26 protein-coding genes and 1 other annotated feature are annotated in these 24,597 nt (G+C 38.1%); of the genes, 1 reads left to right on the plus strand and 25 read right to left on the minus strand.

Features of this window, described 5'->3' with window-relative positions:
- Positions 1–130 precede the first annotated feature (130 nt).
- The 23 genes from rpoB to ACF3N8_RS01260 form a co-directional block, all read right to left on the minus strand.
- Complete coding sequence (rpoB, locus tag ACF3N8_RS01150) at positions 131–3,682, minus strand: DNA-directed RNA polymerase subunit beta (protein WP_009383845.1); 3,552 nt, start codon at positions 3,680–3,682, stop codon at positions 131–133.
- 207 nt (positions 3,683–3,889) lie between these two features.
- Complete coding sequence (locus ACF3N8_RS01155; RefSeq protein ID WP_009383844.1) at positions 3,890–4,498, minus strand: class I SAM-dependent methyltransferase; 609 nt, start codon at positions 4,496–4,498, stop codon at positions 3,890–3,892.
- Between the two features lie 82 nt (positions 4,499–4,580).
- A complete protein-coding gene (rplL, locus tag ACF3N8_RS01160; RefSeq protein ID WP_009383843.1) occupies positions 4,581–4,946 on the minus strand; it encodes a 50S ribosomal protein L7/L12 in 366 nt (121 codons plus the stop codon).
- A gap of 54 nt (positions 4,947–5,000) precedes the next feature.
- Positions 5,001–5,510: a 50S ribosomal protein L10 gene (gene rplJ / locus ACF3N8_RS01165; RefSeq protein ID WP_009383842.1), complete on the minus strand. Its 510-nt coding sequence runs from the start codon at positions 5,508–5,510 to the stop codon at positions 5,001–5,003.
- Positions 5,511–5,557: 47 nt separating this feature from the next.
- Positions 5,558–5,710: a sequence feature (ribosomal protein L10 leader region), on the minus strand.
- Positions 5,711–5,750: 40 nt separating this feature from the next.
- Positions 5,751–6,446 carry a 50S ribosomal protein L1 gene (gene rplA, locus ACF3N8_RS01170; protein ID WP_009383841.1) on the minus strand — a complete coding sequence of 232 codons (696 nt, stop codon included), beginning with the start codon at positions 6,444–6,446 and terminating at the stop codon, positions 5,751–5,753.
- 141 nt (positions 6,447–6,587) lie between these two features.
- The gene (gene rplK / locus ACF3N8_RS01175) at positions 6,588–7,013 is read right to left on the minus strand and encodes a 50S ribosomal protein L11 (RefSeq protein WP_009383840.1); all 426 of its coding nucleotides are present in this window, start codon (positions 7,011–7,013) and stop codon (positions 6,588–6,590) included.
- Positions 7,014–7,457: 444 nt separating this feature from the next.
- Positions 7,458–8,006 (minus strand): transcription termination/antitermination protein NusG, encoded by a 549-nt coding sequence (gene nusG, locus ACF3N8_RS01180; RefSeq protein ID WP_009383839.1) that lies wholly within the window; start codon positions 8,004–8,006, stop codon positions 7,458–7,460.
- Positions 8,007–8,020: 14 nt separating this feature from the next.
- The gene (gene secE / locus ACF3N8_RS01185; protein ID WP_009383838.1) at positions 8,021–8,200 is read right to left on the minus strand and encodes a preprotein translocase subunit SecE; all 180 of its coding nucleotides are present in this window, start codon (positions 8,198–8,200) and stop codon (positions 8,021–8,023) included.
- A 21-nt stretch (positions 8,201–8,221) separates the two neighbouring features.
- The gene (gene rpmG / locus ACF3N8_RS01190; RefSeq protein ID WP_009383837.1) at positions 8,222–8,365 is read right to left on the minus strand and encodes a 50S ribosomal protein L33; all 144 of its coding nucleotides are present in this window, start codon (positions 8,363–8,365) and stop codon (positions 8,222–8,224) included.
- Between the two features lie 50 nt (positions 8,366–8,415).
- Positions 8,416–9,015, minus strand: coding sequence for a sigma-70 family RNA polymerase sigma factor (locus tag ACF3N8_RS01195; RefSeq protein WP_238101914.1), 600 nt, complete (start codon positions 9,013–9,015; stop codon positions 8,416–8,418).
- Between the two features lie 75 nt (positions 9,016–9,090).
- Entirely contained in the window at positions 9,091–9,615 is a 525-nt protein-coding gene (locus tag ACF3N8_RS01200) for an NYN domain-containing protein (RefSeq protein WP_238101913.1), read from the minus strand.
- Positions 9,612–10,361 carry a 23S rRNA (guanosine(2251)-2'-O)-methyltransferase RlmB gene (rlmB, locus tag ACF3N8_RS01205; protein ID WP_009383834.1) on the minus strand — a complete coding sequence of 250 codons (750 nt, stop codon included), beginning with the start codon at positions 10,359–10,361 and terminating at the stop codon, positions 9,612–9,614. The genes ACF3N8_RS01200 and rlmB overlap by 4 nt, the downstream gene beginning before the upstream one ends.
- Before the next feature lie 5 nt (positions 10,362–10,366).
- Positions 10,367–10,717 (minus strand): Mini-ribonuclease 3, encoded by a 351-nt coding sequence (locus tag ACF3N8_RS01210; RefSeq protein ID WP_051007387.1) that lies wholly within the window; start codon positions 10,715–10,717, stop codon positions 10,367–10,369.
- 34 nt (positions 10,718–10,751) lie between these two features.
- Positions 10,752–12,155: a cysteine--tRNA ligase gene (gene cysS, locus ACF3N8_RS01215; protein ID WP_009383832.1), complete on the minus strand. Its 1,404-nt coding sequence runs from the start codon at positions 12,153–12,155 to the stop codon at positions 10,752–10,754.
- Entirely contained in the window at positions 12,139–12,768 is a 630-nt protein-coding gene (gene cysE / locus ACF3N8_RS01220; RefSeq protein WP_193765462.1) for a serine O-acetyltransferase, read from the minus strand. The genes cysS and cysE overlap by 17 nt, the downstream gene beginning before the upstream one ends.
- 266 nt (positions 12,769–13,034) lie before the next feature.
- Positions 13,035–14,486, minus strand: a complete 1,452-nt coding sequence (gltX, locus tag ACF3N8_RS01225; RefSeq protein ID WP_392450093.1) for a glutamate--tRNA ligase — start codon at positions 14,484–14,486, stop codon at positions 13,035–13,037.
- A gap of 34 nt (positions 14,487–14,520) precedes the next feature.
- On the minus strand, positions 14,521–15,006 hold the full coding sequence (ispF, locus tag ACF3N8_RS01230) for a 2-C-methyl-D-erythritol 2,4-cyclodiphosphate synthase (protein ID WP_009383829.1): 486 nt from the start codon (positions 15,004–15,006) through the stop codon (positions 14,521–14,523).
- The gene (gene ispD / locus ACF3N8_RS01235; RefSeq protein ID WP_392450095.1) at positions 14,999–15,691 is read right to left on the minus strand and encodes a 2-C-methyl-D-erythritol 4-phosphate cytidylyltransferase; all 693 of its coding nucleotides are present in this window, start codon (positions 15,689–15,691) and stop codon (positions 14,999–15,001) included. Before ispD ends, ispF begins: the two co-directional genes overlap by 8 nt.
- Positions 15,692–15,770: 79 nt before the next feature.
- Complete coding sequence (radA, locus tag ACF3N8_RS01240) at positions 15,771–17,141, minus strand: DNA repair protein RadA (protein ID WP_009383827.1); 1,371 nt, start codon at positions 17,139–17,141, stop codon at positions 15,771–15,773.
- Between the two features lie 129 nt (positions 17,142–17,270).
- On the minus strand, positions 17,271–19,718 hold the full coding sequence (locus ACF3N8_RS01245) for an ATP-dependent Clp protease ATP-binding subunit (RefSeq protein ID WP_009383826.1): 2,448 nt from the start codon (positions 19,716–19,718) through the stop codon (positions 17,271–17,273).
- Positions 19,719–19,728: 10 nt separating this feature from the next.
- The gene (locus ACF3N8_RS01250; RefSeq protein ID WP_238093920.1) at positions 19,729–20,736 is read right to left on the minus strand and encodes a protein arginine kinase; all 1,008 of its coding nucleotides are present in this window, start codon (positions 20,734–20,736) and stop codon (positions 19,729–19,731) included.
- Positions 20,726–21,259, minus strand: coding sequence for a UvrB/UvrC motif-containing protein (locus ACF3N8_RS01255; protein ID WP_009383824.1), 534 nt, complete (start codon positions 21,257–21,259; stop codon positions 20,726–20,728). The genes ACF3N8_RS01250 and ACF3N8_RS01255 overlap by 11 nt, the downstream gene beginning before the upstream one ends.
- Before the next feature lie 12 nt (positions 21,260–21,271).
- Complete coding sequence (locus ACF3N8_RS01260) at positions 21,272–21,733, minus strand: CtsR family transcriptional regulator (protein WP_009383823.1); 462 nt, start codon at positions 21,731–21,733, stop codon at positions 21,272–21,274.
- 157 nt (positions 21,734–21,890) lie between these two features.
- Here ACF3N8_RS01260 and ACF3N8_RS01265 point away from each other — a divergent pair, with 157 nt between their 5' ends.
- Positions 21,891–23,099, plus strand: a complete 1,209-nt coding sequence (locus ACF3N8_RS01265; protein WP_238101911.1) for a NupC/NupG family nucleoside CNT transporter — start codon at positions 21,891–21,893, stop codon at positions 23,097–23,099.
- A 51-nt stretch (positions 23,100–23,150) separates the two neighbouring features.
- Here ACF3N8_RS01265 and pdxT read toward each other — a convergent pair whose 3' ends face one another.
- A complete protein-coding gene (gene pdxT, locus ACF3N8_RS01270; RefSeq protein ID WP_392450098.1) occupies positions 23,151–23,708 on the minus strand; it encodes a pyridoxal 5'-phosphate synthase glutaminase subunit PdxT in 558 nt (185 codons plus the stop codon).
- 1 nt (position 23,709) lies between these two features.
- Positions 23,710–24,597 carry a pyridoxal 5'-phosphate synthase lyase subunit PdxS gene (pdxS, locus tag ACF3N8_RS01275; protein ID WP_009383820.1) on the minus strand — a complete coding sequence of 296 codons (888 nt, stop codon included), beginning with the start codon at positions 24,595–24,597 and terminating at the stop codon, positions 23,710–23,712.

Consider the following 24,597-nt stretch of genomic DNA (forward strand, 5'->3'; position numbering starts at 1 on the left):
CCTCCTTCAGTTTAAATTAGCTATGCTATTTGATTGATTCACAACGTTTAAACGATATCTAATACATAAGCCGAAAAGAAGAGAAAAGGCACCCTTTTCTTCTTCTTTAGCTTGATTTACTTAACTTCTATTAATCAGTGATTTCTTTTTGTGATTCTGGGATGCTAGATTGTTGTAAATTGACTTTGCGATCTTGAATTTCATCTTCTTCAAGGTCACGCATTTCAATTTCATTGTCACTTTCATCCATAACTTTAACATCTAATCCTAAACTTTGTAATTCTTTCATAAGCACTCGGAAAGATTCTGGAACACTTGGTTTAGAGATGTTCTCACCTTTAACGATTGATTCATAAGTTTTAACACGTCCGACAGTGTCGTCTGATTTGTACGTTAAGATTTCTTGAAGTGTGTATGCAGCACCGTATGCTTCAAGTGCCCATACCTCCATTTCACCGAAACGTTGACCACCGAATTGTGCTTTACCACCAAGTGGTTGTTGCGTAACGAGTGAGTATGGACCAGTTGAACGCGCGTGTAACTTGTCATCAACCATGTGAGCAAGTTTAAGCATGTACATAACACCAACTGAAATACGGTTATCGAATGGTTCACCAGTTCTACCATCATAAAGAACTGTTTTACCATCGCGTGCCATACCAGCTTCTTCAATTGTAGACCATACGTCTTCATCGTTCGCACCATCGAATACTGGAGAAGCAACGTGAATACCTAGATATTTAGCTGCCATACCTAAGTGTAATTCAAGTACTTGTCCGATGTTCATACGAGATGGTACACCTAGTGGGTTTAACATGATGTCGATTGGACGTCCATCTGGTAAGTAAGGCATATCTTCTTCAGGAACGATCTTAGAAATAACACCTTTGTTACCGTGACGACCACACATCTTATCCCCTACGTGAATTTTACGTTTTTGAACGATGTAGACACGTACTAATTGGTTAACACCTGGAGATAACGAATCATCGCCTTCTTCACGATTAAATACCTTAACATCTAATACGATACCGCCTGCACCGTGTGGTACACGTAATGACGTATCGCGAACTTCACGTGCTTTTTCACCGAAGATAGCGTGTAATAAACGTTCTTCTGCAGTTAATTCAGTAACACCTTTAGGCGTAACTTTACCTACTAAAATGTCACCATCTTTAACCTCAGCACCAACATAAACGATACCGCGATCGTCTAAGTTCTTAAGGGCATTTTCAGAAACGTTAGGAATGTCACGCGTAATTTCTTCGGGTCCAAGCTTCGTATCACGAGCTTCTGATTCATATTCTTCAATGTGAATAGAAGTGTAAACGTCGTCTTTAACAAGACGTTCGCTCATGATTACAGCATCCTCGTAGTTGTAACCTTCCCATGTCATGAAACCAACAACTACATTTCGACCTAGTGCCATTTCACCAAGTTCCATTGATGGACCGTCTGCAAGAATTTCGCCTTTAGTTACAACGTCGCCTTCAGCAATGATAGGACGTTGGTTGTAACAAGTACCAGAGTTTGAACGCTTGAACTTAGCTAATGGATAGCGATCAAGTTCGCCTTCATATTCTTTGCCGTCTTCTTCGATTAAACGACGTACTAATACTTCGTTAGATTGAACATGTTCAACACGACCTCTGTGACGCGCAATGACTGCTGCACCTGAGTCACGAGCTGCTACGTGTTCCATACCTGTACCAACGAATGGAGATTCTGGATTCATTAAAGGTACTGCTTGACGTTGCATGTTTGCACCCATTAACGCACGGTTAGAGTCATCGTTTTCGATGAATGGGATACATGCTGTCGCTGCAGAAACAACCTGTTTAGGTGATACGTCCATGTAATCCATTTTCTCTTTATCCATTGTTGTATTGTTACCACGGAAACGACATACAACTTCGTCGTCTAAGAAACGACCTTCTTCGTCTAAACGAGAGTTCGCTTGGGCAACTACATAGCTATCTTCTTCGTCAGCTGTTAAGTAGTCGATTTGCTCAGTAATCGCGTTTCTTTCGATATCTACTTTACGATAAGGTGTTTCAATGAAACCAAATTCATTTACGCGTGCATAACTTGATAGTGAGTTAATCAGACCAATGTTTGGACCCTCTGGTGTTTCGATTGGGCACATACGACCATAGTGAGAATAGTGAACGTCACGTACTTCCATTTGAGCACGTTCACGCGTTAAACCACCAGGTCCAAGGGCAGATAAACGACGTTTGTGCGTTAACTCTGCAAGTGGGTTTGCTTGGTCCATGAATTGAGATAATTGAGAGCTACCAAAGAATTCTTTGATAGAAGCAATTACTGGACGGATATTAATAAGTTGTTGTGGTGTGATCGAATCTGTATCTTGGATTGACATTCTTTCACGTACGACACGTTCCATTCTTGATAAACCGATACGGAATTGGTTTTGTAGTAATTCACCTACAGAACGTAAACGACGGTTACCTAAATGGTCGATGTCATCTGTGTAGCCAATGCCGTGTAGTAAGTTGAAGAAGTAAGACATTGACGCAACGATATCTGCTGGCGTAATACATTTTACTTCTGAATCAGGGAATGCATTACCAATTACAGTCGTTGTTTTTTCTTCATCATCATTTGGTACATATACTTTAATAGATTGAACTTCTACCGGTTCATCTACAATACTACCTTCTAATTCATAAACTTCAGTGTTCGCAGTAGATTCAAGTACTTCCATGATTTCGTCTAATTTACGACGGTCTAGTACAGTACCTTCTTCTGCTACAATTTCACCAGTTTCTGAATCAACGATAGGTTCAGCTAATTTTTGATTGAATAAACGGTGTTTTAGGTGAAGTTTCTTGTTAGCTTTGTAACGACCAACACTAGCTAAATCATAACGTTTTGAATCGAAGAAACGTGAGTATAATAAACTCTTAGCATTTTCAAGTGTTGGTGGTTCACCTGGACGTAAACGTTCATAAATTTCAAGTAAAGCTTGATCTGTATTTTCAGTATTGTCCTTTTCAAGCGTGTTACGTAGGTATTCATTATCACCGATTAAATCAATGATCTCTTGGTCAGATGAATAACCTAAAGCACGTAATAATACTGTTAATGGTAACTTTCTTGTTCTATCAATACGTACATATACTACGTCTTTCGCATCAGTTTCGTATTCTAACCATGCACCACGGTTAGGAATCACTGTTGCATCGTAGTTTGTACGACCGTTTTTATCTAATTTTTCGTTGAAGTAAACGGATGGTGAACGTACAAGTTGTGATACGATAACACGTTCAGCACCATTAATAACGAATGTACCTGTATCTGTCATTAATGGGAAATCACCCATAAATACTTCTTGATCTTTAACTTCGCCAGTTTCTTTAATGATTAAACGAACTTTCACACGAAGAGGCGCTGCGTAAGTTGCATCGCGGTTTTTAGATTCTTCTAAATCGTATTTAGGTTCACCTAATCTATAATCAACGAATTCTAATGATAAGTTTCCTGTAAAGTCTTCGATAGGAGAGATATCTCGGAACATATCTAAAAGACCTTCTTTTAAGAACCATTCATAAGATTTCGTTTGAATCTCTATTAAGTTAGGTAGTTCTAATACTTCTGAAATTCTCGCATAATTTCTACGTTTACGATGTCTTCCATATTGGACATTTTGGCCTGCCAAACAGATTCACCCCTCAAAAATTGTGCACGTACTTAAAGTATTTATAAAGGTGCTTAGACAAAAAGAAAACGGCAGCACATTTTGATGACACCATTTTCTATTATCGTCTATTATTATTGTTATAATCACCACGAAATACGTAAAAGTACACACTTATTGAACATAAATTTTTACATTCTATAATTCTATCAGAGAAAGTTTTGAAAATCAACACTTATCACTTGATAAAATATAGTAACCTTTATTTTTAGCTAAAACTTCCACATTTGAAAATACTGCGTCCATTTTCTTTTTTGCAGAAGCCATACCTTGTTTCTTTTGAATCACGACTAATAATTTGCCGTTTGCTTTCAACTTATCTTTGGCACCTTCTAAAATGCCATGAACGACATCTTTTCCGGCACGAATCGGTGGATTGGTTAAGATAAAGTCATACGTATCGTCTTCAACTTCACTTAAACCATCACTTTCTTTTACTGAAGCATTTGAGATATCATTAGCTTCGATATTCTTAGTTGTTAATGCTAAAGCACGCGCGTTCACATCTACTAGAGTAACGTCATCATGCGGCGCAACCTTTGCCAACATAAGCCCAATAGGTCCATAGCCGCACCCTACATCAAGAATCGTTTTCTTCTTGCCAACTGGGTGATGCTTTAAAAAAGTTCGAACTAATAAGTCTGATCCGAAATCAATTTTACCTTTTGAAAAGACACCTGCGTCAGTCGTAAGCGCTAAGCGATGATTTTGATAATGATACGTGAAAACTTGCTCGTCGCTCTTTACCTCTGGTGTTTTATCATAATAATGGCTCATAACCACACCTCACCTTTAGAAAATAAAAAAGACTGGGTAATAACAAGTATTATCCCAGTCCCTTTTTTCATTTATCAAAGAATTATTTTAATTCTACAGTTGCGCCTACTTCTTCTAATTGTTCTTTAAGTTTTTCAGCTTCTTCTTTTGGTAATCCTTCTTTGATTACTTTTGGAGCTTCGTCTACCATTGCTTTAGCGTCTTTAAGACCTAAACCAGTAGCTTCTTTAACTGCTTTAACAACTTTGATCTTAGATGAACCAGCTGAAGTTAATTCTACGTCGAATTCTGTTTTCTCAGCTGCTTCGCCGCCGCCTGCTGCACCTGCTGCTGCTACTGGAGCTGCTGCAGTTACACCAAATTCTTCTTCAATTGCTTTAACTAAATCGTTTAATTCTAATACTGACATTTCTTTAATTGACTCAATGATTTGTTCATGATTTGCCATTTTATATTCCTCCATTTTTTAAATATTTTTTATGATATCGCGTAAGTGCGTCGATTATTCAGCACTTTCTTCTGATTTTTCTTTCTCTTCTCCAACTGCTTTAACTGCATAAGCGAAGTTGCGCATTGGTGCTTGTAATACTGATAATAGCATTGAAACAAGACCTTCGTGAGATGGTAATGTACCAACTGTGTTAACTTCCTCAGCTGAGATAAGTTTACCATCCATAATGCCGGCTTTAACTTCAATTGCGTCGTGTTCTTTAGCGAATCCAGCGATTACTTTAGCTGGTGCTACAACATCTTCTGTAGAGAATGCTACAGCTGTAGGACCTGTGAAGTGTTCATTTAAACCTTCAAGTCCAGCTTCTTCAGCTGCACGGCGAAGCATAGTATTTTTGTATACTTTGTACTCAACGCCAGCTTCACGTAATTGTTTACGTAAGTCTGTTACTTCAGCAACAGTTAAACCACGGTAGTTAACGATAACTGTTGAAACTGATGCTTCAAGTTGTTCTTTGATTGTTGAGACTTGTTGTTTTTTAGCTTCAATAATTGCAGACATTTAGACACCTCCATAATTTAAATTTTAATTGGTGCTTTTTATTGATTTTTTACAATAAAAAAGCACTTTTTACCCGCGGCAAAAAGTGCTTGAATCTTATCACGTTCAAGTCAATTTAGCCTCGGTAGGATATCATAAATTGCTATGATGATTAAGTTTCTTTAAACTCCTACTGTCTTAGGTAAAATAATCACATTTATTAATATATCGCGCTTAGTGTAATAAGTCAACGATTATTTTTTATAATTTAAAGCCAGAAGTATCTACTTTGATACCAGGACCCATAGTTGTTGTTACAGATACTGATTTAAAGTAAGTACCTTTTGCTGAAGATGGTTTAGCTTTTGTTAAAACATCTTTTAATGCGTTGAAGTTTTCAACTAATTTATCTTCATCGAATGAAGTTTTACCGATAGAAGCATGAACGATACCAGATTTTTCAGCACGGTATTCAACTTTACCAGCTTTGATTTCTTCAACAGCTTTTTTAACGTCCATTGTTACTGTTCCAGTTTTAGGGTTTGGCATTAAACCTTTAGGTCCTAATACACGACCAAGTTTACCAACTTCTCCCATCATGTCTGGTGTAGCAACAACTACGTCGAAGTCGAACCAACCTTGTTGGATTTTGTTAACGTAATCTGAATCGCCTACGTAATCTGCGCCTGCTTCTTCCGCTTCAGTAATTTTGTCACCTTTCGCGAATACTAAAACACGTTGTGATTTACCAGTACCGTGTGGTAATACTACAGCACCACGGATTTGTTGGTCATTCTTACGTGTATCAATACCTAAACGAAATGCTACTTCAACTGAAGCATCAAAATTTGCAATATTAGTTTCTTTAGCTAAGCTGATAGCTTCTTCTACGTTGTAGAACTTTTGGCGATCAACTTTGCTTTGAGCATCTTGATACTTTTTACCTTTTTTAGCCATTTCTTTTCCTCCTTTAGTGGTTTTAGCGGAATGTCCTCCCACGTTCACTTGTACATTTGTACAAGTTAAAGGCAGACAGCAACAAATGCTATCTGCATATCGTTATTTATACATGTTTCATTTAAAGTTATCGTTATGCGATTAGCCTTCTACTGTGATACCCATACTACGCGCTGTACCTTCAACGATACGCATAGCTGCTTCTTCAGATGCTGCGTTTAAGTCAGGCATCTTAGTGTTAGCGATTTCGCGTACTTGGTCTTTAGTAACAGTAGCAACTTTGTTTTTGTTAGGTTCGCCTGAACCTTTTTCAACGCCTGCTGCTTTTTTAAGTAGTACTGCTGCAGGTGGTGTCTTAGTGATGAATGTAAATGAGCGATCCTCAAATACAGTGATCTCAACTGGAATGATTAAACCTGCTTGTTCTTGTGTACGTGCATTGAACTCCTTACAGAATCCCATGATATTCACACCGGCTTGACCTAATGCAGGACCAACTGGTGGTGCTGGGTTTGCTTTACCTGCAGGAATTTGCAATTTAACTACTTTTTCTACTTTTTTAGCCACGATGTGCACCTCCTTGATATCGTGATGTGGTCACAGGGCTCAGTTTTGCCCTCCCACTCATAAAACATTTCGTGACGAAATGAGCGCCTCCATGAGCGCGACCACATTAGTTTAACATTACTTATTACAAATTACAATAGCAAAGTTCCACTTGATTTTTTTAATCATAGTGGAACTTGTGCATGAGCTTTGCTCAGGCGTACCTCTATTCACTTAGAATAAAATTCTTAGTGGGATTTATGCATGAGCTATGCTCAGGCCTTCCTTTAAAACACTAGACTTTTAAATCATAGTGGAACTTGTGCATGAGCCCAGCGAAAGCGTACATCTATTCACTTAGAATGTAATTCATAGTGGGATTAGTTTACGCTTAGCTCAAATCGCTCATTGCCTTAGCTTACTCACTGAACGCCTAGCGCATCAATTAAGTTAACGCCACAAAATTTATAATTTCTCGATTTGATCAAATTCTACTTCTACAGGTGTTTCACGACCGAACATATTTACAAGTACTGTTAACTTGAATTTTTCTGATTCTAACTCATCTACTACGCCAACTTGGTCAGCAAATGGGCCAGATTTAATTTTAACTTGGTCGCCAATTTCAACTTCAACATCGATTGTTTTTTCTTTCATGCCCATTTGTTTTAAGATGAAACGCGCTTCATCTGGAAGTAATGGATTTGGCTTAGAACCCGCACCTGCTGAACCTACGAATCCTGTAACACCAGGTGTATTACGTACTACATACCATGATTGGTCTGTCATGACTAATTCAACAAGAACGTAACCTGGGAATGTTTTTTTAACAAGCGTTTTCGCTTTACCGTCTTTAACTTGTGTTTCCTCTTCTTCTGGTATGACAACTCTGAAAATTTGTTCTGTCATATTCATAGATTCAACACGTTTTTCTAAATTCTTTTTAACTTTATTTTCATAACCTGAGTATGTGTGTACTGCATACCAACGTTTTGCCCCGTTCTCTGTGGACATCTTGTCACTCCTAACTATTTGATAATTTCGATAAGTCTCCCGATTCCAATATCTAGACCATAGAAAAATAATAAGAAAAATAACACTGTTGTAACTACAATCGATGTATATTTACCTAGTTCTTTTCCTGTTGGCCAGCTTGTCTTCTCCATCTCACTTTTGACACCTTGGAAGAAACTTTCTTTTTTAGCCATATCTCATATCCTCCACTTCATTTATTTCGATTCTTTATGAACTGTGTGCTGATTACAATTTGGACAATATTTTTTGAGTGTTAGGCGTGTTGAAGTTTCTTTATTTTTAGGTACATTATAATTTCTGTTACCACACGCTTCACAATTAATAGGAACCTTTTTCATAATGTTCACCTGCTCATTATAATACCAGTTTACTATACAAAAATTCTTAATCAATTGTCAAATAGATATAAGCGTTTATAATATTTTTTTAATTTATGTTTACAACGATAAATCGCATTATATACAACTTTTTCTTCAACGCGAAACTTTAATGCGATTTCACGCGGTTTGTACTCTTTCATCAACAAATCAACGACTTGTACTTCAAAAGGACTTAACCGCTCACTAAAGCACTCTAGAAATGCAAGCTCCTCTTTATGCACCATATTCTGTTCAAGCTCAGCATAGTATATAGCTTGATACGCGTAATAAGCAGCTTTACTCTCATTCAAGATCATCTCACCGAGTGCTTCTAAACGCATATGCGCTCTTAAATAATCAATCTTTGCACGTTTAATGACCTTGTTCAGATAATGCGTAATAGGCAACGTATCATCGATAACAAAGTGTTCAAAATGTTGCATGAGCTTCATTATAATATCATGACAAATATCTTCACGGTCTTGCCTATTTACTCTGTAGTCGATTAGCACTTCTAAAATATACGGACGTAGTGTTTTTACTAAGGCTTCTTTAGAAGCATCACGATTGGATTGATAATTTTTAATGAGCGTTGAGAGTTCTTCATTACTTAATTGCTGTTGAATCATAGTTGTCACATCCTACTTCAAATATTGAAGTAAGCATATAGAACAAATTAAAAAAAGCGCAAGACTACAGAAATGCTAAGAATCCGGGTTACCACGTCTCAGTTTTTCAAATTCTGTTAGTACGTCTTCAGACAACGGAATTCGCGTGCGTGGCTTAGTATTATCAATAGAAGCCATCGTTTTCTTAACGGTCTTTTCATTCTCGGTAATGTTACGCCACATCTCACGCGACGAGATACGATAAGCACCAGTCCCAAAGATTGCGTGTTGCTCACTCATGTCACTCGTGACAACCATAATCTTAGTCGTATGCTTGTTATAGTGATTATAAACCCATCGTTCGATATAGCTATCGGCCGTCTCATTCTCCTTGGTGTAAATAATTTTAACTCCGTGATAATACGATTCGCTCATATTACCTTCTTGATCATACGCATCAAATACACAAATCACTTCACCCTTAATAAGCGCGTTATAGTTACTGATTTCTACAATTAACTGTTCTCTCGCTTCGGAAAGGTCTTCCTGAGCTAGTGCACTGAGGTGATTGGATTGTCCCATCATATTGTAACCATCTATGATGACGTATACTTGTTTCATGACTTTTCTCCAAGTGGATGACGCTTACGGTAGACTTCATACATGAGTAAGCTTGCCGCTACAGAAGCGTTCAAGCTATTAACATGACCAACCATAGGTATGTTTAAGAAGAAATCGCACTTCTCAAGCACAACGCGGCTTGTACCTTGACCTTCACTACCGATAACAATCGCTAGCGGCATACCTGCGTCCATCTCGCGATAATCTGTTGAATGCTTGGCTTCTGAACCAACAAACCAGTACCCTTTATCTCTTAATGTATCCATAGTTTGAGATAGGTTCGTTACACGAATGACTGGTACGTGCTCAATTGCTCCTGTCGACGCTTTGGCAACAACTTGCGTTAAAGCAACTGAACGTCGTTTCGGAATAATGATGGCATCAATGCCCGTTGCGTCAGCAGTTCTAAGTATCGAACCTAAATTATGTGGATCTTCAAGACCGTCTAAGATGAGTACGCATGGCAAGTGGTCTTGTTGTTCCATTTCTTCTAAAAAGGCATCTAAGGCTTTATATGCATATGGCGCAATGAACGCAGCGATACCTTGATGGGGTGAATCCGAAATGTGGTCAATTTTCGATTTTGGTACCGTTTGAACGATGATTTTTTCAGATTTTGCTTTTTTTAAAATGTCTGCAATTTGTTGTTTTTTTATGTTTTCTTGTATCAGAATCTTATTAATTGTACGCCCGGACATAATTGCTTCTTTAACTGCGTGACGACCTACTATAGTTAAATCTTCCACATTCATCACTCCCTTTTCTCAACAATTTCAATAATATCTTCTAACAAAGCTTCTAAACGTTCAGTTTGATGGTCAAGATATAGATAACCAATCACCGCTTCTAACCCTGAACTTTTACGATACGTTTGAACATCTGTGTTTTTAGCTTTCGTATGGCTTTTCGCATTGCGACCACGTTTAATAACGTCTGATTCATCCTCTGTGAAAAAGTCCACCGCTTCAAGCGTCATCAGTGTCTCGGCTTGGCTTTTCGCTGAGACGTAACGTGTTGCTTCGTGGTGCAAGCGATTTGGTTTACTTTGAATTTTACGAATGATGTGTCGGCGTACGTGTTGATCAAGCACAGCATCGCCCATATAGGCCAAAGTTAGCGGGTTCAGTAACTTAACATTATTCACCACGTTTAAATCTCACACCTTGTTTGGTATCTTCTAAGATAATGTTTTTCTCTTTTAAAAGGTCTCGGATTTCATCAGCGCGTTCGAAGTTCTTTTGTTGACGTGCTTCGTTACGCTCTTCAATTAATGCTTCAATTTCTTCGTCTAAAAGTTCTTCTTTAGAGGCCTTTTCAAGAGGGACACCTAATACGTCACTAATGATTTCATGAACTTCCATGAGACGTTTTAACACGTCGACTGAAGTGGATTGCTCGAGATTGTATTTATTTGATAACTTCGCTAAATCATACCAAGCTGTAATGGCATTCGCTGTGTTAAAGTCGTCGTTCATCACTTTCTCAAACTGCGCTAAAATTTGATCTGCTTCATCTTTATGCGCATCATGCGATTTAATATCAACAGACGTCTCTAGGCGCGTTCTTAAAGCTTCATAACTATTTCGAATACGTTCTAAACCGCTTCGTGCAGCATCAACAAGCTCTAAATTGTAGTTAATTGGACTTCTGTAATGCACACTAATCATAAAGAAACGTAGCACGTCAGGATCAATTTCTTTGATGATATCGTGAACAAGGATAAAGTTACCTAGTGACTTACTCATCTTTTCATTATTGATATTGATGAAGCCATTGTGCATCCAATAGTTCGCGAATGTTTCGCAGTTATGCGCTTCTGATTGCGCGATTTCGTTCTCATGGTGCGGGAACTGTAAATCGCTACCACCTGCGTGGATATCAATAGTTGGACCTAATTCATGGTAAGCCATAACAGAACATTCGATATGCCAACCTGGACGACCTTCGCCAAATGGGCTATCCCAGCTGATTTCACCAGGCTTAGCTTTCTTCCATAATGTGAAGTCTAAGGCATCTTCTTTTTGTTCACCTGTTTCAATGCGTGCGCCTACCTTTAGATCATCAATAGACTGATGACTTAATTTACCGTAGCCATCAAATTTACGCGTTCTAAAGTAAACGTCGCCACCACTTTCGTAAGCGTAACCTTTGTCAACAAGTTCTTTAATAAAATCAATAATATTATCCATGTGATCCATTACGCGAGGATTAGAAGTCGCTTTCTTAACGTGGAGCGCACCTGTATCTTCGTAAAAGGCCTTGATATAACGTTCTGCAATATCAGGAACGCTTTCGCCAAGTTCGTTAGAGCGTTTGATTAACTTATCATCAACGTCAGTAAAGTTAGACACATACTCAACCTCATACCCTTGATACTCGAAATAACGACGAACAACGTCGTAACAAATCGCAGGTCTTGCGTTACCAATGTGAATGTAGTTATAGACAGTAGGTCCACATACATACATCTTCACTTTACCTGGCTCGATAGGTTTGAATGTCTCCTTTTGTCTCGTTAACGTATTATATAATGTAATCATCTTCAATCTCTCCATTCTTAGTTTGCTCAAGTTGTTTTTCTAATTGCTTTAACTGTTCATAAATAGGATCCGGTAAGTTACGGTGGTCGAACGTTTTACCGATTCTAACACCATCTTGTTTAACAATTCGTCCTGGAATACCTACAACAGTTGTATAGCTTGGCACATTACGTAATACTACAGAGTTTGCACCGATATTTGAATTTGAATGTACTTTAATATTCCCCAATACCTTGGAACCAGCAGCAATCAAGACATTATCACCGATGTCAGGGTGACGTTTACCTTTCTCTTTACCTGTACCACCTAGTGTAACACCTTGATAAATCGTTACATTATCACCGATTGTACATGTTTCCCCTATCACAACGCCCATACCATGGTCGATGAATAAACGATTACCGATTTTGGCACCTGGGTGAATTTCAATGCCCGTAAAAAAGCGTGAGACTTGAGAAATTGCTCTTGCTATAAAATATAATTTTCGTTTATAAAACCAATGTGCAACTAAATGATTCCATACTGCGTGAAGGCCCGCATACGTTGTGACGACTTCAAACGTCGTTCTCGCAGCAGGATCTTGTTCGAACACCATCTTTACATCATCTTTCATACGTTTTAACACACTGTTTACCCCCTTTTAATAAAAAAAGCACCTCTAACAAAATTGTCAGAGGCGCTTAAGCACGGTTCCACTCTTTATTTTCGTACATGTGTACACTCATTCGTCGATATTCAACTACTCAAATAAGGTGCATTCATTAAACATTGCGACGTACTCACACCACCCGTACGCTCTCTGAGTCACAACCATTTAACTACTCTTCCTTACGTCAAAATTCACTTTAATCGTAATGGATTTGTTGAATTTTTTCAAGCTTATAACATTTTTTTAATACGTGTTAAGACTTTATCTTTACCTAATACTTCAATCGTGTTTGGTAATTCAGGTCCGTGCATTTGACCAGTTACAGCAACACGGATTGGCATAAATAAGTTTTTACCTTTAATACCCGTTTCTTTTTGGATTGATTTAATTGATTTCTTGATTTCAACTGCTTCAAATGGTTCCAAGCTTTCAAGTTTATCGTATAACGCGCTCATTAATTCAGGCACTTGTTCACCATCTAATACCGCTTTCGCATCTTCGTCGAGTTCTTTTTCATCTCTAAAGAATAATTCAGATAGCGGTACAATTTCACCTGCATAGCTCATTTGTTCTTGATATAAAGCAACTAATTTTCTACCCCAATCAAGTTCATCTTCTGAAGGAGATTCAGGTAGTAATCCAGCTTTAATCATGTGCGGTAATGTCATTTCAAAAACAGTTTCTGGATCTTTTTCTTTCATATATTGGTTGTTAATCCATTCTAATTTTTGCTTATCGAAGAAAGCTGGTGATTTAGACAAACGATTTTCATCGAAGATTTTAATAAATTCTTCTTTAGAGAAGATTTCTTCTTCACCTTCAGGAGACCAACCAATTAAAGCGATAAAGTTAAATAATGCTTCAGGTAAGTAACCTAAATCACGATATTGCTCGATAAATTGAAGAATTTGACCGTCACGTTTACTTAACTTCTTACGTTGTTCATTAACAATTAATGTCATGTGACCAAAGCGTGGCGGTTCCCAACCAAATGCTTCATAAATCATAAGTTGTTTAGGCGTATTTGAAATGTGGTCGTCACCACGAATCACATCTGAAATTTCCATATAGTGATCATCAATCGCAACGGCGAAGTTATACGTTGGTACGCCGTCTTTTTTAACGATAACCCAGTCACCGATACCATTAGAATCAAATGATACGTCACCTTTTACAATATCGTTAAATTGATATGTTTTGTCTTTAGGTACACGGAAACGAATTGAAGGTTTGCGACCTTCTTTTTCAAATGCTTCTTCCTCTTCTTTAGTAAGGTTCGCATGTTGACCACCATAACGTGGCATTTCACCGCGAGCACGTTGCGCTTCACGTTCAGCTTCTAATTCATCTTCAGTCATATAACACTTATACGCTTTATCTTCTTCAAGTAGCTTTTCAATAAGAGGGTTATAGATATCTTGACGTTCAGATTGGCGATAAGGACCATAACCTTTATCTTTATCTACAGATTCATCCCAATCTAAACCTAACCATAGTAAGTTATCAAATTGAGAAGACTCACCATCTTCAAGGTTACGCTTTTTATCTGTATCTTCAATACGAATTACGAAATCACCATCATGATGCTTAGCATATAAATAGTTAAATAACGCCGTACGTGCATTACCAATATGCAGATAACCTGTTGGACTTGGTGCATATCTTACTCTTACTTTACTCATCCGATTCACTCCTGTTAAATTTATCTCATTTTATTTAAGACGATGATTCACCTGTTAAAGAGACGATTGCTTGAGCTGCAATACCTTCTTCTCTACCGGTAAAACCAAGTTTTTCACTCGTCGTAGCTTTTACATTAATATATTTTACATCTACATCGAATACTTGTGCAATAACTTCACGCATCTTATCGATATGCGGTCTAAATTTAGGCTTTTCAGCAATAATTGTAGCATCTACATTGTTGATAACAAAGCCTTCTTTCTTAACCGCTTCATATGCTTCTTTTAATAACTTTTTAGAGTCCGCATCTTTAAAAGCCATGTCCGTATCTGGAAACAATTTACCAATGTCTCCTAACGCACATGCACCGAGCATCGCGTCCGTAATCGCATGTAATAATACATCGGCATCACTATGCCCTTTTAAACCTTTCGTATGCGGAATTTCAATACCGCCAATAATTAATTTACGTTCTGAATCAAATTCGTGAACATCATAACCGAGTCCTACTCTAAACATTTAAGTCACCTCTATTTTGAATTACTGAAAGCCCATAATCTAAATCCTCCGTCGTCGTCAACTTAATATTATTATAATTTCCTTCAACGACTTGAATTGGCGTACCATAGTGTTCGACTAACGACGCGTCATCTGTACCCTCAAACTTTGTTTCAGAAGCATACTGATACGCTTCCTTTAAAAGCCCGAATTGAAAGGCTTGAGGCGTTTGCACTTGCCACAATTTACGTCGATCTAACGTTTGAACAACCTGACCATCTTCAACGACTTTAATCGTATCTTTAGCTCTGACCGCAGTCAGACACGCTTGATTCAACGTCGCTTGTTGGAATAAACCTTCTATCGTTTCATGTGAAACAAATGGTCTTGCACCGTCATGTACCATGACGACCGTTTCAGGGTTAAGTTCTAACGACTGTATGACATTAAAAATACTTTCTTGGCGTTCACGTCCTCCAGCTATGAAGGATGTGACCTTGTCATACGCAGTCAGTAGAGATTGAAGCTTCGTTTCTTCATTTGGATTAAGTGCTAAATGAATACCCTCGCACGCGTTGTCTTCTTGAAATACCTTTACTGTACGTTCAATGATCGTCATTCCATCTAATTCGATCAATAATTTATTATAAGGCTTACCCATTCGAGTGCCACGGCCTGCAGCCGGAATAATGACATGATATCCCATGTTCGTTCACCTAATCCTTTTCAAGTGTTACATGTATCGACATTATTGTATCATTTTTGAAGCGTTGAAGTCTTCGTTACTAGGCTTTTTGTAAAGCAATCGCTAACGCTTCTCTTGTCGATTCAACACCTATAACTTTAATGCCTTCAGGATAGTCCCAACCACCTAAGTTTGTCTTAGGTATAATCACACGTTTAAAGCCAAGTTTCTCCGCTTCTTGAACACGTTGCTCGATACGAGACACACGTCTGATTTCACCTGTTAGACCGACTTCACCTATGAAGCAGTCTAACCCATCAACTGCTTGGTTCTTAAAACTAGATGCAACCGCCATAATGACCGCTAAATCGACAGCAGGTTCTGTAAGTCTGACCCCACCTGCTACTTTAATGTAAGCGTCTTGTTGCTGCAGAAGATAATTTTCTTTCTTTTCAAGGACGGCCATTAATAGACTCAAACGGTTATGGTCAATGCCCGTAGCCATACGTCTTGGATTATTAAACGTCGTTGGTGTCACGAGTGATTGTACCTCAATCAGTAACGGTCTCGTACCTTCCATAGTCGCGACAATCGTTGAGCCAGGAACATTTTTAGAACGCTCTTCTAAAAACATTTCAGAAGGATTACGAACCGCCTTGAGACCACTATGCTTCATCTCGAAGATACCCATTTCATTCGTAGATCCGAAACGGTTTTTAACAGCGCGTAAGATTCGATAAGCGTGATGTTCATCACCTTCGAAATAAAGCACGGTATCTACCATATGTTCAAGCAGTCTTGGACCAGCGATTTGACCTTCTTTCGTAACGTGACCAACGATAAATGTAGCAATGTTCATTTGCTTTGCGATATTCATTAAACTTTGCGTACTCTCGCGCACTTGTGATACAGAACCAGGTGCCGAACTGATTTCTGGATGATAAATCGTTTGAATCGAATCCACAACAATCATATCCGGTTCCGTATGTTTAACCGTCTCATGAATCACTTCAAGGTCCGTCTCACTGAACACATTAAGCTCACTTGAATCTTCAGATAAACGTTCAGCACGTAATTTCGTTTGATTTAAAGATTCCTCACCTGTGATATATAAGACTTTCTTTTGTTTGGAAAGTTTTGCGCACATTTGTAAAAGCAACGTCGACTTACCAATACCAGGGTCCCCACCGATTAACACGAGCGAACCTGAAACAATACCGCCACCTAATACACGGTCGAATTCATCATTTCCAGATTGAATACGTGGCGTTGTTTCTTGCTTAACGTCACTTAATTTTTGTACTTTAGCGGGTTTCTTATCACTTTTAATGCCATGCTTACTTGGAGTTGATTTACGCTCTACAACTTCTTCCATTTGATTCCAAGCACCACAGTTCATGCATTTACCGTTCCATTTAGGCGATTGAGCTCCACACGCCATACATTCGTAAATCACCTTTTTCTTAGCCAAAGTGACACCTCCTCAATTCCATTACTCTTATTTTATAGGTAAAAAATTATTTTAACAATGATATTAAATTAAAAAGAGACCACCAGTAATTAAGACACACAATTACTGGTGATCTGCTATACATTTATTTTAAGATTCTACAGTTTCATCTTCACGTTCTTTAATATCAAATGTGTAATCGTCACCATCATAATCGACAGTTACCGCTTTACCTTCAATGTTACGACCGTCTAAGATAAGTTCACTTAAGTTATCTTCAATCGCTTTTTGAATTGCGCGGATAAGTGGTCGCGCACCATACTCAGGATCATAACCTTCTTCAGCTATACGATCCTTCGCTTTATCCGTAACTTGAATATGAATATTTTGTTCATCGAGACGTTTCGTTAATTTATTAACCATCATCGTAACAATTTCTTTAAGCTCTTCTTTTTCTAAACGGTGGAAGACAATGATGTCATCAACACGGTTTAAGAATTCTGGACGGAAGGCATTCTTAAGTTCTTTAAGCATTGTTTTACGGATTGTTTCGTAGTCGTTCGTTTGATCAGAACCGCCGAAACCAGCGAAACGTTGATCTTGAAGCTCTTGAGCACCGACGTTCGACGTCATGATAATGACAGTATTTCTAAAGTCTACTTTTCGACCTTTTGTATCCGTTAAGTGACCATCATCTAAAACTTGAAGTAAGATATTGAATACTTCTGGGTGTGCCTTTTCAATCTCATCGAAAAGCACTACAGAATAAGGTTTACGTCTTACTTTCTCAGTTAATTGACCACCATCGTCATGACCTACATAGCCTGGAGGGGCACCAACAAGACGACTCACGGCATGTTTCTCCATAAACTCACTCATGTCAACACGAATCATTGCATCTTCCTCACCGAACATAGATTCAGCTAAAGCTCGTGCAAGTTCAGTTTTACCAACACCAGTTGGACCTAGGAAGATAAAGCTTCCGATTGGGCGTTTTGGATCTTTAAGACCTGCACGTGCACGGCGTACTGCTTTAGAAATAGACGTAACAGCATCTTTTTGTCCGATAACGCGTTCATGAAGTGTATCCTCTAAGTTTAATAAACGTTCAGATTCTGTTTCATTAATCTTAGTTAATGGAATACCTGTCCAACCTGCAACGACTTCAGCGATATCCTCTTCTACAAGCGTTGTGTTTTGACCGCCTTGGTCTTTACGCCATTCGTTCTTCGCTGTTTCGTATTGTTTTTCTAACTTCGTTTGTTGGTCGCGTAAGTTTGCTGCGTTTTCGAATTCTTGAGAATGAACAGCAGCATCTTTCTCACTTTTAACTTTTTCGATTTGTTGTTCAAGTTCTTTTAAGTTTGTAGGTGTTGTGTGACTCTTAAGTCGTACCTTAGAACTTGCTTCATCGACTAAGTCGATTGCTTTATCTGGTAAGAAACGATCTGAAATATAGCGGTCACTTAATTTTGCTGCAGCCGCTAATGCTTCATCAGAAATGTTGATGCGGTGATGTGCTTCATAACGGTCTCTTAACCCTTCTAAAATGCGGATTGTATCAGGTACTGTTGGTTCATCAACTTGTACCGGTTGGAAACGTCTTTCTAAGGCAGCGTCTTTTTCAATGTGCTTACGGTATTCATCGAGTGTCGTCGCACCGATACATTGTAATTCACCGCGTGCTAATGCTGGTTTTAAGATATTAGATGCATCAATCGCACCTTCAGCGCCACCTGCACCAATAAGCGTGTGTAACTCATCAATAAATAGGATTACGTTTCCTGCTTGGTGAATTTCTTCCATTACTTTTTTAAGACGTTCTTCGAATTCACCACGATATTTCGTACCAGCAACTACAGTACCCATGTCTAGTGACATAACACGCTTACCTTTTAATGTCTCTGGCACTTCATTACTAACAATCGCTTGCGCTAATCCTTCAGCAATCGCAGTCTTACCTACACCAGGTTCACCAATGAGAACTGGATTGTTTTTCGTACGACGGCTTAATACTTCAATGACACGTGTAATTTCTTTATTACGTCCAACGACAGGATCTAATGTACCATCTTTAGCAATAACTGTTAAATCACGAGCAAGACTGTCTAAAGTAGGTGTGTTATTGCCTTTAGATACCGTTTGAGATTTACTGTTCATTTCCGGACTACCTAAGGCTTTTACAACTTGCGCACGCGCTTTCGTAATATTTAAGTCTAAGTTTGCGAATACACGCGCAGCGACACCTTCGTTCTCACGGATAAGACCAAGTAAAATGTGTTCTGTACCAACGAAGTTATGGTGTAATTTACGCGCTTCATCCATAGAAAGTTCAATTACTTTCTTAGCTCTTGGCGTATAATGAAGCGTACCCATTTGGTCTTGTCCATGACCGATTAATTTCTCTACTTCTTCAGTTACTTTTTCTTCAGTAATATCGAATGATTGTAATACTTTAGCAGCAATACCATCTTGTTCTTTCATTAAACCAAGCAATAAGTGCTCTGTACCTATATTTGAATGATTGAGTCTGATTGCTTCTTCTTGTGCATGTGCTAAGACACGTTGTGCACGTTCTGTTAATCTACCAAATAACATACTAAACCTCCTAGTTAAAATATGACCTTAAGACTGATGCACGTTTCTCATCAATCGATCGTTCATCTTCATCATCTATTAAAAAAGGCGACTGAACGCTAACCATTAATTCATTAAATCTAAAGTTCTCTATATTGATATACCCTAAATCGATACCTAATTTAATTTCACTGAGTCTAAATGACGCTTCTTCCATAGAAATTAAATGACTATATTTCAAAATACCGAGCGAACGGTTGATGCGATCGAGCGTCTCAACATAATTATCAGTTTCAAAGCGTGCTCTTACTTGCATTTCTTCATTGATAATTTGGTGAATTAAATCGTTTAAGTTTCGAATAATCTCACGCTCAGATTTACCTAACGTAAGTTGGTTCGAAACTTGATACATATGACCATAAACCTTAGAACCTTCACCATAAATACCACGAATTGTGAAACCAAAACGGTTAATCGTTTGTGCAATACGATTCATACGGTTCATGATAGATAGTCCTGGTAAATGAAGCATCACGCTCGCACGTAACCCCGTTCCAATATTTGTAGGACAAGTTGTTAAATATCCTAATTGTTCATCATAGCTATAGTCAACCTTTTCGTCTATTAAATCATCAATCTCGGATGCCTTCTCGAAAAGCTCTTCTAAAACTAAATCTGTACCCATCGCTTGAATACGTACATGGTCTTCCTCATTAAGCATGACACTTATCGATTCATCTTCATTAACCATAACTGCTGAAGCAGGTTGTTTAATAAGAGAAGGACTTACAAGATGTTTCGCAACGAGCTTTAATTTGCTTTGTTGATCCATCGTATCTAAACGCAATAATTTTAGCGAAGGAAGCGCATCTTGAATATCATTAATAATTGAAAAGCCCATTTCTTCAGACGGGTACATCAATGGGTGTACATATTTTTGAATATTGCGCGCTAAACGAATACGTGACGACATCACAACTGGCAAATCATTAGCACGTGTCATCCACTTACTAATGTAATGACTTAAATCATGATTCATGGTCATCACCTTCACTTTTAGCCTTTAAGGCATTTATTTCATCACGAACTACTGCTGCCTCTTCGAAATTTTGAACATCTATTAAATGACTTAAGTACGTTGTTTTCTCATCAATTTGACGTTTAATTGCTAACTTTTCATGAGAAGACTTCGGTACTTTACCTTGATGTGTCAGTTGACCGCCTTGAACACGGCGTACAATATCTAGAATGTCATCACGAAATGTTTGATAACAATTAGGGCATCCAAACTTACCGCGTTGCGCAATATCTTTAAGCGTCATATCACATGTAGGACACCGTTTCTCCGCTTTATGCGAACGATTCAGTTCAATACCATGCTTCGTCGCAAGGTGCTGTAAGATTTGTTTAATCACGAATGTATCTTCGATATCATCATGCGGACTCATATCTACGTCGTCTGTTGCGCAAGATTTACATACCCATTTCTCTTCTAGGCCTTTTTTGCTTTTAACAGTTAAGCGAATTGTCGCTTGATTACTATGACAGATTTCACAAAGCATGTATTTCACCTTCTAATAATAGTTAATAACGGGTAACAGGCGTTTAAGAATATTAGCGCGAATAATGTCTCTTGATTTAACATCCATCTTCAGCGTTTCACGGTCGATAACGGCTGCGATCATACGCGCTTCACGATCAGAAATTAATTGATTATCTTTCAAACCATCTATAATATATAGCGCTTGTTGTTGCGTAATTGTAGGACCAATTAATTGAAGTAAATGATTAATATAACCTTTCGTATCTTTCGTTTCAACTTTAGTGATGCGAATGTAACCGCCGCCTCCGCGCTTACTTTCTATTTCATAGCCATGCTCATTTGTAAAACGTGTTTTGATAACGTAATTCAGTTGAGACGGTACACAATCGAAATGTTGGGCGATATGTGCACGTTGAATCTCTACAACGTCTTTGTTCGATTTATCAAATAGTTCCTTGATATATTGTTCTATGATGTCTGACATATTATGCATACTCATCACCTCTTTTTTGACCATCTTTGACTATATTATATGACCAATTTTGACCTTTTTCAACTTATTCGCCTTATAATTTTCATTAAAAACGTATGTTAACGTTTCCAATTTTATTGTATGATAATCAATAGTAAATCGAAAAGGTGTGGTGAACATGCATATATTAATAGGTCTCATCGGGATTATCATATTCCTTGCGCTCGCCTATTTAATAAGTTCCGATAAGAAAAATATTAAATGGAAATACATTGGAATTATGTTTTTACTCCAATTTATTTTTGCTTTCTTATTACTTAAAACAAAATTTGGTATCACTATAATCGGTGGTATTGCAGCTGGATTTACATACTTGCTTAAACAAGCTGCAGAAGGTGTTAACTTTGTATTCGGTGGATTTGAGTTTGTAAAACCAGATCAACCGCCATTCTTCTTTAACGTATTATTACCAATCGTATTTATCTCAGCATTAATTGGTATCTTACAATATACTAAAATCTTACCTTTCATTATCAATTGGTTAGGTTTCATTATCTCAAAGATTAATGGTATGGGTCGCTTAGAATCTTATAACGCTGTAGCTGCAGCCATCTTAGGTCAATCAGAAGTATTTATTTCATTAAAGCAACAACTACCTCACATTAATAAAAAGCGCTTATATACATTGACTGCTTCAGCAATGTCTACAGTATCCGCTTCAATTATTGGTGCTTACTTCACAATGGTAGAACCTAAATACGTTGTAACAGCAATTGTATTAAACTTATTCGGCGGTTTCATTATCGCTTCAATCATTAATCCTTACGATGTAAACGAGGAAGATGACAAATTATTAATTCAAGAAGATAAGAAACAGTCATTCTTCGAAATGCTTGGAGAATACATTCTAGACGGTTTCAAAGTTGCAGTTATTGTAGGTGCCATGTTAATTGGTTATATCGCTTTAATTGCGTTATTAAATGGTATTGTTGGAGGCATTATGCACTTCGTATCAGGTGGCCAATTAGATTGGAACTTCCAAACATTAATCGGTTTCGTCTTTGCTCCATTTGCATTCTTAACAGGTATCCCTTGGGAAGATGCAGTTAAGTCAGGTTCAATTATGGCAACGAAATTATTATCAAACGAATTCGTCGCAATGTTAAATCTTGGTGAAGCAAAAGGCCTCTCAGATCGTGCTACTGGTATTGTATCTGTATTCTTAGTATCATTTGCTAACTTTAGTTCGATTGGTATTATCTCAGGTGCAATCAAGTCTCTTAATGATGAAAAGGGTGACATCGTTGCACGCTTTGGTTTAAAACTATTATTCGGTGCTACGCTTGTTTCATTCATTTCAGCTACAATTGCCGGTTTCTTCATGTAATTTAAAAAAGCTTAGAACCACTCATCTACGAGTGATTCTAAGCTTCTTTTTTTATGAACCGATAACTTCTTCAATGAAGTATTTCGTCATACTAAAGTCATCCGTTAGTTCTGGATGGAATGAGACACCTAAGTACTTACCTTCACGTACTGCGACAATACGGTCGTCAATTCGTGATAGTACTTCAGCATCATTATACGCTTCAACAATATGCGGCGCACGTATGAAGACACCATTTACCTTATGGTCGATACCCTTCACATCTAAATCTGCTTCAAAGCTATCAACCTGACGACCAAATGAATTACGAGCAACCGTAACATCTAGCTTTTTCAAATAGCCTTCTTCATCAACAATGTCTGACGCAAGTACAATTAAACCTGCGCATGTACCAAACATTGGTAAATCAGACTGTTGCATAGCCTCTTTGAAGCCATATAAATTCATTAAACGACGTAACGTCGTGGATTCGCCACCAGGTATAATTAAGCCTTCAATTTCTTCTAGTTGTTCTACCTTTTTAACAGGGATACCTTCATGACCACATAATTCAATGTGACGAATGTGTTCACGAACAGCACCTTGTAAAGCTAATACGCCTATCTTCATCTTACCAACCACGCTCTTGCATGCGGTCTTCTTGAGCTAGCGTACGAATATCCATACCTTTCATTGCAGTACCTAATTCTTTAGCTAAGCGTCCGATTAATTCATAATCTTGGTAATGCGTCGTAGCTTGAACAATAGCTTTAGCGAATTTCTCAGGATCATCTGATTTGAAGATACCTGAACCAACGAAGACACCATCTGCGCCTAATTCCATCATTAAAGCAGCATCTTGAGGTGTCGCAACGCCACCTGCAGCAAAGTTAACAACTGGTAAACGACCTAAGTCTTTGATTTCTTTTAAGATTTCATAAGGTGCACCATGATTTTTAGCTTCAGTCATAATTTCATCGTCACTCATTACAGTTAAACGTTTAACTTCTGAGTTAACTTGTCTCATATGACGTACAGCTTCAACAATATTACCAGTACCTGGTTCACCTTTAGTACGTAACATCGCAGCGCCTTCGCCAATACGACGCGCAGCTTCGCCTAAGTTACGGCAACCACATACGAATGGTACTGTGAAGTCATCTTTTTTAAGATGGAAAACTTCATCAGCTGGTGTTAATACTTCTGACTCATCAATATAGTCAACACCCATCGCTTCTAACACACGTGCTTCAGTAATGTGACCAATACGGCCTTTAGCCATTACTGGAATTGACACAGCGTTCATCACTTCTTCAACGATAGCTGGGTTTGCCATACGTGCTACGCCACCAAGTTTACGGATATCTGATGGTACGTGCTCTAAAGCCATTACAGCTACAGCACCTGCTTCTTCTGCGATTTTAGCTTGTTCTGCATTAACAACGTCCATGATAACGCCGCCTTTTTGCATTTCAGCCATCCCGCGTTTTACTTTTTCTGATCCTTGAATCTTAGACAT

The organism is Staphylococcus massiliensis (assembly GCF_043186315.1).
Taxonomy (GTDB): Bacteria; Bacillota; Bacilli; order Staphylococcales; family Staphylococcaceae; genus Staphylococcus; species Staphylococcus massiliensis.